Origin of the sequence: Streptomyces canarius (assembly GCF_014650735.1) — a bacterium.
GTDB lineage: Bacteria > Actinomycetota > Actinomycetes > Streptomycetales > Streptomycetaceae > Streptomyces > Streptomyces olivaceoviridis.
In genome coordinates this window covers 435,045-448,801 of sequence record NZ_BMVN01000001.1, presented here as the reverse complement: position 1 = coordinate 448,801, position 13,757 = coordinate 435,045, and the positions used below count along the sequence as shown (strand labels likewise).

10 protein-coding genes and 1 pseudogene are annotated in these 13,757 nt (G+C 73.9%); 5 read left to right on the top strand and 6 right to left on the bottom strand.

What is annotated here, in order from left to right; all coding sequences use genetic code 11:
- Positions 1–92: 92 nt before the first annotated feature.
- Complete coding sequence (locus IE294_RS01860; protein WP_189881548.1) at positions 93–1,454, bottom strand: radical SAM protein; 1,362 nt, start codon at positions 1,452–1,454, stop codon at positions 93–95.
- A gap of 162 nt (positions 1,455–1,616) precedes the next feature.
- Positions 1,617–2,624: a hydroxyacid dehydrogenase gene (locus IE294_RS01855; RefSeq protein ID WP_189881546.1), complete on the bottom strand. Its 1,008-nt coding sequence runs from the start codon at positions 2,622–2,624 to the stop codon at positions 1,617–1,619.
- 110 nt (positions 2,625–2,734) lie between these two features.
- Here IE294_RS01855 and IE294_RS01850 point away from each other — a divergent pair, with 110 nt between their 5' ends.
- From IE294_RS01850 to IE294_RS01835, 4 genes are all read left to right on the top strand, one after another.
- On the top strand, positions 2,735–4,027 hold the full coding sequence (locus IE294_RS01850) for an FAD-binding protein (RefSeq protein ID WP_189881544.1): 1,293 nt from the start codon (positions 2,735–2,737) through the stop codon (positions 4,025–4,027).
- A gap of 152 nt (positions 4,028–4,179) precedes the next feature.
- Complete coding sequence (locus IE294_RS01845; RefSeq protein ID WP_189881542.1) at positions 4,180–5,430, top strand: ROK family transcriptional regulator; 1,251 nt, start codon at positions 4,180–4,182, stop codon at positions 5,428–5,430.
- A gap of 304 nt (positions 5,431–5,734) precedes the next feature.
- On the top strand, positions 5,735–6,319 hold the full coding sequence (locus tag IE294_RS01840) for a TetR/AcrR family transcriptional regulator (RefSeq protein WP_189881540.1): 585 nt from the start codon (positions 5,735–5,737) through the stop codon (positions 6,317–6,319).
- A complete protein-coding gene (locus IE294_RS01835) occupies positions 6,312–7,028 on the top strand; it encodes an alpha/beta fold hydrolase (RefSeq protein WP_189881538.1) in 717 nt (238 codons plus the stop codon). Before IE294_RS01840 ends, IE294_RS01835 begins: the two co-directional genes overlap by 8 nt.
- Here the strand turns inward: IE294_RS01835 and IE294_RS01830 are convergent.
- The 3 genes and pseudogenes from IE294_RS01830 to IE294_RS01820 all read right to left on the bottom strand — a co-directional run bounded on the left by IE294_RS01830 (position 6,962) and on the right by IE294_RS01820 (position 10,677).
- The gene (locus IE294_RS01830) at positions 6,962–7,774 is read right to left on the bottom strand and encodes an isocitrate lyase/PEP mutase family protein (protein ID WP_189881535.1); all 813 of its coding nucleotides are present in this window, start codon (positions 7,772–7,774) and stop codon (positions 6,962–6,964) included. The genes IE294_RS01835 and IE294_RS01830 overlap by 67 nt on opposite strands.
- A gap of 65 nt (positions 7,775–7,839) precedes the next feature.
- Positions 7,840–9,561 carry a DUF2264 domain-containing protein gene (locus IE294_RS01825; protein WP_189881806.1) on the bottom strand — a complete coding sequence of 574 codons (1,722 nt, stop codon included), beginning with the start codon at positions 9,559–9,561 and terminating at the stop codon, positions 7,840–7,842.
- 138 nt (positions 9,562–9,699) lie between these two features.
- Positions 9,700–10,677: pseudogene (locus IE294_RS01820) on the bottom strand (glycoside hydrolase family 43 protein).
- Between the two features lie 221 nt (positions 10,678–10,898).
- Between IE294_RS01820 and mmuM the strand changes: the two are divergent.
- Entirely contained in the window at positions 10,899–11,822 is a 924-nt protein-coding gene (mmuM, locus tag IE294_RS01815) for a homocysteine S-methyltransferase (RefSeq protein ID WP_189881533.1), read from the top strand.
- 156 nt (positions 11,823–11,978) lie between these two features.
- Here mmuM and IE294_RS01810 read toward each other — a convergent pair whose 3' ends face one another.
- Entirely contained in the window at positions 11,979–13,547 is a 1,569-nt protein-coding gene (locus IE294_RS01810; protein ID WP_189881531.1) for a carboxylesterase/lipase family protein, read from the bottom strand.
- Between the last annotated feature and the right edge of the window lie 210 nt (positions 13,548–13,757).

Genomic DNA, 13,757 nt, shown 5'->3' with positions numbered 1-13,757 from the left:
TCACCGGGTCGGACGCGGACCTCACCGGATCAATCGCGGACCTCACGGGGTCACACCCGGACCTCACGGGGTCACACCCGGACCTCACCGGGTCACACCCGTACCGGCTCCTCCCCCGTCTCCGTCCCCTCCGCGCCCTGCGCCGACGTGTCGTCCGCGGGCAGGCTGTCCATGAAGGAGCTGACGGAGAAGACCGCGCGGCCGGGGCCGGGCGGGCCGTAGCCGGGCGGGGAGGACAGGCCGAAGTCGTCCATGGTCTGCCGGTAGGCCTGGAGCAGCCGGATGTGGTACTCCAGCGGCGCGCCGTGCGGGTTGGCCTTGCCGAGCGGGGTGGTGGGCTCCGGGCACCAGGTGGTGAAGCGCGGGGTGATGCCGTGCGACATGAAGAAGCGCAGGCCCTCGGTGGTGGAGGCGATGGCCTCGTCGACGGTGGTGAAGCCGAACGGCTCGGCCATCTCCACGCCCGCCACGAAGTTGGGGATCACGTTGCGCGCGCCGAACACCTCGGCGGAGTCCAGGATGCGGCGGTGCCACTCGTCCCGGCCGACGTAGCGCTCCTTGCCGGGGCAGTACAGCTCGAACAGCCGGCGGTCCCACACCTCGAAGTTGGGGTGGTAGATCTGCACGCCGTAGTCCTTGAACCGCTGCACGTCCGCCTTGGGCAGCGCCTGCGCGACGACCTTGCCGATCCAGCGGCCCGGGAAGCGCTCCTCGATGGCCTTCGCGTAGTGGCCGTAGAAGTCGGCCTCGTCCCGGCCGGCCACCTTCGACGTGATCGCGCCGCCGGTGAGGGTGTAGGCCGTCGACGCCTTCTGGGTGTCGTACCGGTCGATGATCTCCAGCGCCTCCAGGACCTCCTCGACGTCCTTGACGCCGGTGTAGGGCCGGCCGGCGGCCTTGTGCTGGCGCCAGTTGTGGTTGATGTCGCAGTACTGGCACTCCTCCTTGGCGCCGAAGTACTGGCAGACCCGGAAGACGGTCAGGTAGATCAGGTAGCCCCACTGGATGGTGGGCGCGACCTCCATCACGGACTTCCCGTTGGAGAGGGTGTGCCGGTAGTACTCGGGCATCGGCGGCACCCCGACGTCGGCGACGCGCCGGCCGTCGAGGTACAGCCCGAGCAGCCCTTCCTCGTCGGCGGCGACCCGGTACGGCGAGGCGGGGTTCACCCGTACGGAGACGACCGTGCGCCTCAGGTCGTACGGGCCGCCCGTCAGGATGATCTCCTCCGGGGGCCGGCGCAGCGCGGCCTCGCCCAGCTCGGGCAGGGTGCCGTGGTCGAAGGAGAAGATGAAGTACGACTTCGGTTTGACGTCCCCGTCCTCATTGTCACTGAGAGCGGATTTGTCGAAGGCGACACCGCCCCGGAGCAGGTCCTCCTTGAAGACGGCTTCCCGCGGCACCTGCGGGAACCGCTCCATCAGATCCTCGACCAGCGCGGTACGACTGCCCATCCGTCTGTCTCCTCCCGGCTCAGGCGTACGCCTCTCACCGTATGCCCCCGCCACCGGCACCCCTGTGCCGGGGCCCCGACGATCCTACCGGTACACCCCTTTTGTTCACTTTGGCGATGAAATCGACAGGGCGCCGCGCCGCCACTCCCCCGGCCGGCACGCTCAGGCCGTTCGTCCCAGTTCCGCGGGGTCGACCGCGTGCAGCAGACCGACGCCGGCCGACAGCCGCTCGGCCTCCTCCACGACCACCCGCCCCAGCCGGGCCACCTCGTTGCCCTGCGAGCCGGCCAGGTGCGGGGTGAGGAAGGCGTTCGGCAGGTCGTACAGCGGGGAGTCGGCGGGCAGCGGTTCGGGGTCGGTCACGTCCAGCACGGCGCCGAGGCGTCCGGCGCGCAGCTCCGCGATCAGTGCCTCGTGGTCGACCAGGGCGCCGCGCGCGGTGTTGACGAGCACGGACCCGGCGGGCATCAGGGCGAGTTCCCGGGCGCCGATCAGATGGCGGGTCTCGGCGGTCTGCGGGGCGTGCAGCGTCACGATGTCCGAGGTGCGCAGCAGTTCGTCCAGCGGCAGCAGCGCTGCGCCGAGCCGGGCGGCCTCCGCCGCGTCCACGTACGGGTCGGCGAGCGTGACCGCGAGGTCGTGCGGGCGGAGCAGTCCGAGCAGGCGGCGGCCGATCCGGGAGGCGCCGACGACGCCGACGCGGCGGCCATGGTTGCCGATGCCGGGCAGGATGTCGCCGTAGGGAAAGGCGCGCCGGTCGCGCAGCCGGTCGCGGAGGGCGAAGACGTCCTTCCCGGCGAGCAGGATCATGGCGAGGGTGTACTCGGCGACGGGCACGGCGTTGGCGGCGGCGGCCGAGGAGACGGCGATGCCCCGCTGCCACACCTCGGGCGCGGTGAACCCCTTGACCGAGCCGGCCGCGTGCAGCACGGCGCGCAGCTTCGGCGCGGCGGCCAGGACGGCCGCGTCCAGGCGGGGACAGCCCCAGCCGGTGATCAGGATCTCGGTGCGGGCGAGGACCTCCCGCACCCGGGCCCCGGTGAAGTCGTGCGCCACCAGAGCGGGATCGAGGTCCACGCACGCGCGCAGCCGGGCCAGCAGTTCCGGCGGGAAGACGAGCGGCACGTTCCGGGCTGTCATGGCGAACAGCGCCTGGGGACGCTCGGGCAAGGAAGGGACCTTCCGGCTCGGTGACGCTCGGACAGCAACCGGTCTCTACGGTAGGCGGCGCCGAATGAGAGGGTCAACGCAGACGCAACGCTCCGGGAGAGGACGCAGGGATGGCTGAGACCGCAGGGACCACGGGGACGACGGGGGCCGGGGCCACCGGCACGGGCGCGGTCACCAACTGGGCACGCACCGTCACGTACGCGGCGCGCGAGTTCCACCGGCCGCGCACGCCGGAGGAGCTCGCGGCGCTGGTGGCGGGCAACGCGCGGGTGCGGACACTGGGCAGCGGACACTCCTTCAACCGGATCGCCGACCCGGGCCCGGACGGCGTCCTGGTGTCCACCGCCGGGCTGCCGCGGACGATCGACGTCGACACGGCCGCGCGTTCGGTCCGGGTGTCGGGCGGGGTCCGCTACGCCGAACTGGCCCGCACGGTCCACGCGCACGGTCTCGCCCTGCCCAACATGGCCTCCCTGCCGCACATCTCGGTGGCCGGTTCGGTGGCGACGGGCACGCACGGCTCGGGCGTGACCAACGGCCCGCTGGCATCGGCGGTCCGCGAGGTGGAGATGGTCGTCGCGGACGGCACGACCAAAACGATCGGCCGGGACGACGCGCGGTTCGGCGGTGCGGTCACCTCCCTCGGCGCGCTGGGCGTCGTCACCGCGCTCACCCTCGACCTGGAGCCGGCGTACGGGATGGAGCAGCGGGTCTACACCGAACTCCCCCTGGACGGCCTGGACTTCGAGACCGTCGCCGCCGCCGGGTACAGCGTGAGCCTCTTCACCGACTGGCGGCGGCCGGGCTTCCGGCAGGTGTGGGTCAAGCGGCGCACGGACCGGCCGGCGGTGGACTTCCCATGGGCGGCGCCCGCGACGGAGCCGCTGCACCCGGTGCCGGGCATGCCCGCGGCGAACTGCACGGAGCAGCTCGGGGTGCCGGGGCCCTGGCACGAGCGGTTGCCGCACTTCCGGGCCGAGTTCACGCCGAGCAGCGGGGAGGAGATCCAGTCGGAGTACCTGCTGCCGCGACCGGCGGCCCTCGACGCGCTGCACGCGATCGACGGCATCCGGGAGACGGTCGCCGGCGTGTTGCAGACCTGCGAGGTGCGGACGGTCGCCGCCGACCCGCAGTGGCTGAGCCCGGCCCACGGACGGGACTCGGTCGCACTGCACTTCACCTGGGTGAAGGACGAGGCGGCGGTGCTGCCCGTGGTGCGCCGGCTGGAGGAGGTACTGGAGCCGTTCGACCCGCGCCCGCACTGGGGGAAGGTCTTCCGGATCCCCTCGGCCGTACTGCGCGGGCGGTACGCGCGGTTCGCCGACTTCCGGGACCTGGTCCGCGCCCTGGACCCTTCCGGCACGTTCGCCAACGCCTTCGTGCGGGATCTCCTCGACCACTGACGGCCGTTCGCCGGGGCGCCTCCCCCGACTTCCTCCAGCCCCTTTCCAAACCCCTTGTCGAAAGTCCCTCACAGCCCATAGCCTGACGCCCGCGCCGGTGCCGGAGCCGCCCCGGCCCGCACCGGTCCGCACGGGAGGGGAGGGGCAGCCACGTGAAGCGCACCTCACGTGACATCCGCACCGCGAACCGCTACGAGGTGCTGCGCCAGATCATCGCCGAGTCCCCCACCTCCCGTCAGGAGCTGGCCGCGGCCACCGGACTGAGCCTCGCCACGGTGGCCACGCTCGTCGGTGAGCTGCTGGACCTCCGCGTGATCACCGAGGTCGGGTTCGAGGACTCGGCCGGGGGCCGCCCCCGCGGGCTGGTCGCCGTCAACGCGTCGGGCGGCGCGCTGATCGGCGTGGACATCGCCGAGACGTACGTCCACGTGGAACTGTTCGACCTGGCGTTGAACGTGCTGGCCCGCGCCGACGAGGACATGCGGCCCGGCGAGAGCCGGCCCGAGCAGGTGGTCGGGCACGTCGCCGCCGCGGTCGGCTCGGTGGTCGCCCAGGCCGGCATCGAGGCGGCCCGGGTGCTGGGCGTCGGGGTGAGCGTGCCGGGCCAGGTCGACCGGGACACCGGGGTCGCCGAGTACGCGCCCAACTGGGACTGGCACGACGTGCCGTTGCTCGGTCTGCTCGCCGGACACATCGCCTACCCGCTGTACCTGGACAACCCGTTGCGTGCCTGCGCGGTGGCCGAGCTGTGGTGCGGGGCGGCGCGGGGCCGCGGGGACGCCGTCGTGGTCAACCTCGGCACCGGGGTGGGCGCCGGTCTGGCCCTCGGCGGCGGTCTGCACCGCGGGGTGAGCAACAGCGCCGGCGAGTGGGGCCACACCACGCTCGTGCTGGACGGCCGGCTGTGCCACTGCGGCAACCACGGCTGCGTGGAGACGTACGTCGGCGCACCGGGCATCATGCAGAACCTGCGCGAACTCGACCCGCGCTCGGTCCTGTTGCACCCCGGGGACCAGACGGCCACCATCGACGCGCTGGCCCGCGCGGTCGCCCAGGACGACCCGATCGCGCTCAAGGTCGTCCGGGACACGGCCCGTTACCTCGGCGCCGGCATCTCCGACCTGATCAATCTCCTCAACCCCGAAGTGGTCGTCCTCAGCAGCTGGGTGGCCTCCCGGCTGGGCGAACCGCTGCTCGGGGAGGTCCGCCGGGCGGTCGCCCGGCACGCCCTGGGCCGGCCGCTGGCCGCCACCGAGATCGTCCTCTCCCCGATCCCCACCGACCCGGTGTCCCTCGGCGCGGCCACGTTCGCGCTGGAGGGGGCGCTTCAGTCCGTCGGGCAGCGGACCGGCACCAAGCGCACCACCGCACCCGCGAGGAGCCGTACCGCACCGCCTTCGTGACGACGGAAGGGATGCACGTGCCTCACCTCCGCACCTGTCGGCCCCCACTTCCCGGCCCCGCACCCGCGAACCGGTCCTGCTGACCGCCTCGGCCGCGCCGGCCGTCACCGGAGCCCTGCTCGGCTCCCCGCCCGCGAGTGCCGCCGGCACCGCCGCCACCCCGGCCACCCCGGCCGCCGAGGTCTCCGCCCACGCCGCCCAGACCATCGACAACATCGGCGCGTCCGGTGCCTGGTGGGTCGAGTTGACACCTCGCTGCCTAGGGACTCTAGGCTGTGACCTAGGAACCCAAGGGAGGTGGGCGGTGGCCCGGGTGGGAGTGACCGTCGAGCGGCTGGTGGCGGCAGCGGCGGAGCTGGCGGACGAGGCCGGCTTCGACCACGTCAGCATCTCGGCGCTGGCGCGCCGCTTCGGCGTCAAGGACGCGAGCCTGTACTCGCACGTCCGCGGTCTCAAGGACCTGCGCACCCGCCTCGCCCTGTACGCGGGCGGCGAGCTGATCGACCGGATCGCGGCGGCGGTGGCCGGCCGCTCGGGCAAGGAGGCGCTGCGGGCCTTCGCCGGCGCCTACCGGGACTACGCCCTTGAGCACCCGGGCCGGTACGCGGCCACGCAGATCCGCATGGACCAGGCCCTCGTCGCCGACTCCTCCGCACTGCACCGCACCGCACAGATCACCTACGGCATGCTGCGCGCGTACGGCCTGGAGGAACCGGACTTGACCGACGCGGTGCGCCTGCTGCGCAGCACCTTCCACGGCTACTGCCTCCTGGAGGGCGCGGGCGGCTTCGGCGCGGACCGGGACGTACAGGCCTCCTGGGACAAGGCCGTCGACGCCCTGCACCTCGCCCTCGTCCACTGGCCCCGGGAGCAGGAGAACGATGACTGACACACCCTCCTACGACGTCACGGGCCGAGGTCCCGTGCTGCTGCTCGTGCCGGGCGGGGCCGGGCATCCGATGGGCCTCGGACCGCTGACCGAGCGGCTGGCCACGCGCTTCACCGTGGTGACGTACGACCCGCTGGGCCTCGCGCACGGCCGGCTCGGGCACCCGGTCGCCGAGCAGCGGGTCGCGGACTGGAGCGAGGGCGCGCGACGGGTGCTGGAGGAGGTGCTGCCGGAGGGCGGGACGGCGTCGGTGTTCGGCACCAGCTCCGGTGGCATCGCGGTGCTGGACCTGCTGGCGCGGTACCCCGGGCGGCTGGCGCACGTGGTCGCGCACGAACCGCCGTGCGTGACGGTCCTGCCGGACGGGGCGGCGCGCCGGGCCGAGCTGATCGAGCAGTTGGACGGCCCCGGACGGCCGCCCGCCGAGGGCGGGTCGGCGACCCCGATGGGCGTCTTCCTGGCACGTGTCCTGCGCCCGTTCTCCGCGTACGCGCCCGCCCTGACCCCGCCGCCGGGCCGGCTCACCCTCGCCGCCGGGACCGCGTCGCGCGGTCAACTCCTGCACCGCACGACCGAGTTCCTCGCCGCACGCATGGGCTGTGCCTTCACCGAGTTCCCCGGCGGGCACCTCGGCACGCTGGATCACCCCGTGGAGTTCGCCGACTCGCTCGCCGAGACACTGCGTTCCAGTGCGCGGACATCGGCGTAGGACGGGGTCGTACCGGCCGGGGCGCGCCCGGCCGCGATGTCGGTCACCGCGTCCAGGGCCGCGCCCAGCGCCCGCCGGTACAGCAGCGAGCCGAGGCTGACGCGGCGCACGCCGAGCCCGGCGAGGTGACCGAGCGTGGGTCCGGTGGGCGAGTGGAGGACGTTGAGGGGGACGGCGGTGTGCCGGACGAGGGCCGCGATGCGCCCCGGGTCGGTGACGCCGGGTACGAACACCCCGTCGGCGCCCGCTTCCTGGTAGGCGTCGAGCCGGCGCAGGGTCTCCTTCTCGTCGCCGTCGCCCGACCAGTAGGTGTCGGTACGGGCGTTGACGAACAGGCCCGGCACGGCCGCCTTGACGGCGGCGATCTTCGCCGCGTGCCGCCGGACCGGGCCCAGGCCGTCCTCCAGGTTGACGCCGACGGCTCCAACGGCCCACAACTCGCGTGCCAGCTGGACGACTTCGGCCGGGTCGTCGCTGAAGCCGTCCTCGGCGTCGACCGAGAGGAGGTACGGTCCGGAGCCGAGGATCAGGGCGAGACCCACGGTGTGCTCGCGGGTCGCGCCCTCCCCGTCGGGCCGCCCCACGGCCGCCGCGACCGCCAGGCTGGTCGTGCCGATCGCCGGGAACCCCCGGGCGGCGAGGACGGCGGCCGAGGCGTGGTCCCAGGCGTTGGGCAGCAGCAGCGGCTCGCCCGGACGGTGGTGGAGGCCGGCGAAGGAGGGGGCGGGAGCGGGCTCTGCGGTCATACGGCCATGCTGCACCCCGGTTGTTTCGGCGCCCGCCGAAACGTACGGCGCCCCTCCCCGCCGCCTCACCGGGGCGACACCGACCAGGACGGGCCGGCGGACACCTCGTCCGCCGCCGTGAACCGGAAGGCGGCGGCCGGCCCCCCGGACCAGCTCACCCGCACCTCGTGGCCGTGCTCGTCGCCGTCCGTCTCCACGCGCGCCAGCTCCGCCGGCGGCAGCGGGTCCGGCTCCCCGGTGAGCCGGGCGAGCGCCACGAAGAGCGTGGCCGCGCCGTCCCCGGTCACCCCGGTCAGCTCCGCCGACAGGCCGGTGACCGGGGTGAGCTCGGCGCGCAGGCCCTTCCCGTCCGGCCAGCCCGTCACCCGTACCGGCGTGCCGGGTGCCGCGCCCGCCACCAGATGGGCCCGCACCTCCATCGCTCCCCGGACCGCCACCAGGCTGGTGACGGTGATCCCGGCGCGCACGGTGTGCCGGGAGGCGATCCACCCCTCGCCGGTGCCGAGCGGCTCGATCCGCGTACGGCTGGGATCGCCGTCGACGATCACGCTGTTGTCGTACGACGCCACGGGCGCGGTGGCGGTCGAGTAGGCGAGCCGGGTGTAGTAGGGGTCGTAGCGGACGTCCTCGCTGCCGTGGTTGTGCAGCCGGACCACGCCGTCCGAACGGGTCGTCTGGAGCAGCCAGTTGGGGGCGGGCACGGGGTGTGTCCCGTCGGCGCGGTCGGCCGGGCCCGGCTCCTCCGGTGCCGTCCACACCTCGTGCCCGGGTGGCAGCAGCAGCCCGAGGAAGCCCTTGCTCGCCCAGTACGGCGAGGCGGGGCCCGAGTAGGCCTGCGCGACGGACTCGTCGGGGCCGAGCCAGCCGAGCGGCAGCAGGCCCCGCTCGTCGACCGCGCCGCCGTCGAGGAAGTACCGCAGCGTTCCGGAGGCCAGCCGCCGTGTCTCGCCCGGCGGCAGCGGGGTGTGTCCGGTCAGGGCCCCGAGCCAGAGCGGGGCCGTCGTCGCGAAGCGGTAGGTGAGGGAACGGCCCTGGTGCAGGGGGGCGCCGTCGGCGCCGAACAGGCGGGCGTAGTCGGCGAGGTGGCGGGACAGCCGGCGGCCGTAGCGGTCGAGCAGTGCGCCGTCGTCCGCCAGCCATGCGTGCAGGACGGTGTACAGGTGCATGGCCCAGCCGTTGTAGTAGTCGAACTTCCGGCCGTCGCCGTCCGTGTACCAGCCGTCGCCGACGTACCAGCCCTCGACCCGTTCCAGCCCCCGGTCGACCGCCTTGCGCGCCGCCTCCTCCCGGTGGCCGGTCTCCGCGAGGAAGCCGCCGACGGTGACCGGGAACAACTCCCAGTTGCACGGCCAGGGTTCAGCGGTGAGCGCGTCCGCCAGCCAGGCGGCGGTCCGCTCGCGGACGGCGTCGTCCAGGCGGTCCCACAGCAGGGGCCGGGTGAGCCGCAGGGCGAGCGCGATCGAGGCGGCCTCGACCAGCGGCTGGCCGCGGTCCGTGATCCGTGGCCAGACCCCGCCGGGCCCGGCCGCGAGGCCCTCGGCGTACCGGCCGAGCGCGGTCTCGTCACGGCGGAACGCGGCCAGCAGCAGTGTGCGCGCGTACCCTTCGAGGCCGTCGGAGAGGCGGCCGGCGTGGCTCACACGGTCGCCGGGCAGGTGGTAGAGGGCGCGGTCGGGGGTGGCGTACGGCTCGACGGCGGCGAGCAACGCGTCGGCGGCGGCCTCCCAGTGGGCGCGGGTGAAGCCGGTGTATGGGCTCGACACCCGGTCGTCGGCGGGCAGTTCGATCACGGCGGTGACGGTCCTTCCTCGCGGGACCCGGGACGCCCCGGTTCCGGTCGGGGCGCCCCGGGGACTCATCCCACCCTTACCTCGCCCGGGGGCACCCGACGCGGGGCGGGCGGGATCGCGTACGGGCGCCTCATCTCACGCGCCCTCCTCCACGGCGTCGGCGACGGGTACGCCGAAGTCCGGCGTGCCGTCCGGTTTCCAGCCGAGCTTCTGGGCCCGGGTGTGCCGGTTGGGGTCGTGCAGGGGGTCGCCGGTGATCTCCTTGTACTGGCGGGCGTGGTAGACGAGGACGTCGGTACGGCCGTCCTCGGCGACGGTGAAGCAGTTGTGGCCGGGGCCGTACTGCTCGGTGGTGTCGTCGCTGGTGAAGACCGGGACGGGCGACTTGGCCCAGCTCCGCGCGCCCAGCAGGTCACTGTGCGCGTCGGCGGTCAGCAGGCCCATGCAGTAGTGCCGGTCGGTCGCGCTGGCCGAGTAGGTGAGGAAGACACGGCCGTTGCGTACCAGGACGTACGGCCCCTCGTTGACCTTGTAGCCGACGCACTCCCAGTCGTACTCGGGGGTGGACAGCCGGACCTGGGGCCCGGTCAGGGTCCATGGGTCGGCCATCTTCGAGATCCACAGCGCGGTGTTGTTGTCCATGCCGGGTTCGTGCTGGCGTGGGCGTTCTCCAGCACCCAGATCCGGATGGCCCACACGTCCTCGGCCGGGGCCGAGGCGAAGTAGATGTACCACTTGCCGCCGATCCGGTGCAGCTCCGGCGCCCAGATGTGGGCGCCCATCGGGCCGGTCGGGTGCGCCCGCCAGATCACCGACTCGTCGGCCGCGCCCAGGCCGTTCAGGGTGCGGGCGCGGCGCAGGACGATGCGGTCGTACTCGGGGACGGTGGCCGTGAAGTAGTAGAGACCGTCGGTGTGGCGGGTGATGTGCGGGTCGGCGCGCTGGAGGACAAGGGGGTTCCCGTAGGGGGTCGTGGCCTCCGGGTGCGGCTGCCGGGGCGTGGGGGCGCCTGGGCGAGGCCGGGGGCGGCGGTCGGGCGCCGGCGGCGAGCGCGGCGCCCTTCAGCATCAGTCTGCGGCTGGGAGCTTCGGGCAGGTCGTGGTCGCGGCTCATGCGGACTGCCTCTCGTGGGGAAGCGATGCCTTCGAATCGAGGGCTGCCGGTCAAGGACTGCTCGTTCGATATCCCTTCGTCGTTCGATATCCCGTACGTCATCTGTGATTCCGAACGCCGAAAAGGTACGGGCGGGCCACCAGGGGGTCAATGGGTCCGGCGGAGAAAGCGGGACCGGAGGGAAATCCCTTTCTCCCGGTCGTTCGACTAGCGTCGTGACCATGACCAGCCACACCTCCCCCAGCCTCGCCGACGCCCTCGCCGCCGAGACCGTCGTGCTCGACGGCGGCATGTCCAACCAGTTGGAGTCGGCCGGGTACGACCTGAGCGACGAGCTGTGGTCGGCACGGCTGCTCGCCGAGCGGCCCGAAGCGGTCACCGAGGCCCACCTCGCCTATTACCTCGCGGGCGCGAGCGTGGCGATCACCTCCAGCTACCAGGCCACCTTCGAGGGCTTCGGCAAGCGCGGCATCGGCCGGGACGAAGCCGCGCGGCTGCTCGGGCTGAGCGTGGAACTGGCCCGGGAGGCGGCCCGGAAGGCCCACGGAGCCGGTGTCCCCCGCCCGCTGTGGGTGGCCGCCTCCGTCGGTCCGTACGGGGCGATGCTCGCGGACGGCTCCGAGTACCGGGGCCGGTACGGGATGGGCGTGGACGAGCTGGAGCGGTTCCACCGGCCCCGGATGGAGGTGCTGGCCGCCGCCGCGCCGGACGTGCTCGCGCTGGAGACCGTCCCGGACGCCGACGAGGCCGCCGCGCTGCTGCGGGCGGTGCGGGGGCTGGGGGTGCCTGCCTGGCTGTCGTACACCGTCGAGGGTCTGCGGACGCGGGCCGGGCAGCCCCTGGAGGAGGCGTTCGGCCTCGCCGCCGACGCGGACGAGGTGATCGCGGTCGGCGTCAACTGCTGTGCGCCGGAGGATGTGCGGGGCGCGGTGGAGATCGCGGCGCGTGTCACCGGCAAGCCGGTCGTGGTGTACCCCAACAGCGGCGAGGCCTGGGACGCGCGGGCCCGCGCCTGGCGCGGACGCACCACGTTCGGCGCCGGGCAGGTCAAGGCGTGGCGGGAGGCGGGAGCGCGGCTGATCGGAGGGTGCTGCCGGGTCGGCCCGGAGGCGATCACGGGAATCGCCGGAGCGCTCACCACGTAGCCGAACCGAGCCGACCGCTTCCCCGCCCGGGCGGTTCCTGGTGTGTGGACCCTTCCCCAAGACTGCAATCTGACAGATCGCGAGGTGCGGCGTGGGCCGCCGACAGCCGGCCCCCGCCGGAGCAACCGCTGCGGCGGGCAACGTTCTTGAAGGCCCTCAGCGGTGCCGGGCCACCACCGACCGCCGCAGACGCCGTACCGCCGCCGCCAGTTCGGCCCCCGGCGCCCGGACCCCGGACGCGGGGGCGGGCTCCGGGACGGTGCGGGCAGTCGGCCACAGGCCGGTCTCCGCATCCCGTGGACCGTGCACGGTATGCGGTTCCCCCTCGCCGAAGACCCGCACCGGATGGGTCGCGTCCCAGGCGGCCCAGCCGGGGTCCCCGGTGGCCGCGAACCGCACCCAGGCGGCGTGCATCGCGTCGCTCAGCTCCTGCGGGGCGCCCTCACCGGCCAGCATCCGCGACTCGGGCACGTCCCCGCTGTCGAAGACGAACCCCAGCTCCAGGGCGTGGCAGGCACCGAGGCCGGGCAGCCGGGAGGGCCACGCGAACTCGTAGAGGTGACTGGCGCCGGGGCGGGCGTCGGCGAGCCGGTGCAGCGGCACCCGCAGCAGGTGGTCGGTGACCATCTGGCCGACGATCTCGGCGGTCCCGGCGTCCGGGTGCAGCGCGCGGTAGCCGCGCGCCACCTCGTGCCCGGCGTGGCAGCGGGCCATCGCCCCGGCCAGGGCGACCGCGCCGAGCCGGTCGACGTGCTCCAGCAGTCCGCCGGGCACCAGCCACAGCCGGTACTCGTCCCGGGTCCACCCCATGAGCAGGTCGACGTCCCGGGCGGCGGCGCCGTCGGTCAGCGCCTTCAGCGGGTCGCGGGGCACGAGGTCGCCGTCCACGACGATGCCGAACGCGGGCCCGCCCAGCACCGGGCTGCTGAGCCGGCCGACCTCGGCCTGCGTGCGCAGCAGCAGTGCGCGGTCGACCCCGGCGAACGCCTCGGCGGTGGCGGGGATCTTCAGCCGGGTGGCCATCCGGCGCACCATCCGCCGTACCTTGTCGCGGTCGACGGCCTCGGGCGCGCCGCTCTGTAGGACCGCCCGCCGGATCAGGCCCCGCGTCTGGGGTGCGGCGAGGAGGACGCCGGCGCTGATGGCACCGGCCGACTGGCCGCACAGGGTGATCCGGCCGGGGTCGCCGCCGAAGGCCTCGATCGACTCGTGCACCCAGCGCAGCGCGGCGAGCTGGTCGCGCAGGCCGGGGTTCGGGGGCGCGTCGGGGAACAGGCCGTAGCCCTCCACCCCCAGTCGGTAGTTGACCGAGACGCAGACGACCCCGTCGCGCGCGAAAGTCCTGCCGTCGTACACCGGAACCGCCGAGGAACCCCTGGTCAGCGCGCCGCCGTGCAGCCAGACCAGGACCGGGAGCCGGGCGCCGGGCCCCGGCTCGGGGGTCCAGACGTTCAGGTTGAGGCAGTCGTCGCCGGGGACCACGGGGTCGGACAGGTACGGGGCGAACGCCTCGGAGTACGGCGGCTTCGGCGCGGTCGGCCCGAACGCTCCGGCGTCCCGGACCCCGTCCCAGGGCTCGGGCGGCCGGGGTGGGCGGAACCGCAGGGGGCCGAAGGGCGGGGCGGCGTACGGGATGCCCCGGAAGACCGCGATCCCCCGCTCGTACCGGCCGCGTACGGCCCCGTGGGGCGTTCTGACCACGGGGCCCGTCTGGTCTGCCGTCATCGCCCACCAGCCCTTCGCCACGCACGCGTGCCTCTTCTCACCAAGAGCGCCACAGCGCCCGGACCTATTCCGGTGCACGGGTCTGCGACGTGGGCCGCCCGGTGTACGGCGGAGTTTCGAAAGTCTGAGCCGGTGCCATCCCGTGAATCCCCCCGTCTTCCCGCCGTCCCGCCCCGCATCTATCGCAGGAAGCGCTTTCTGCACCGTCGC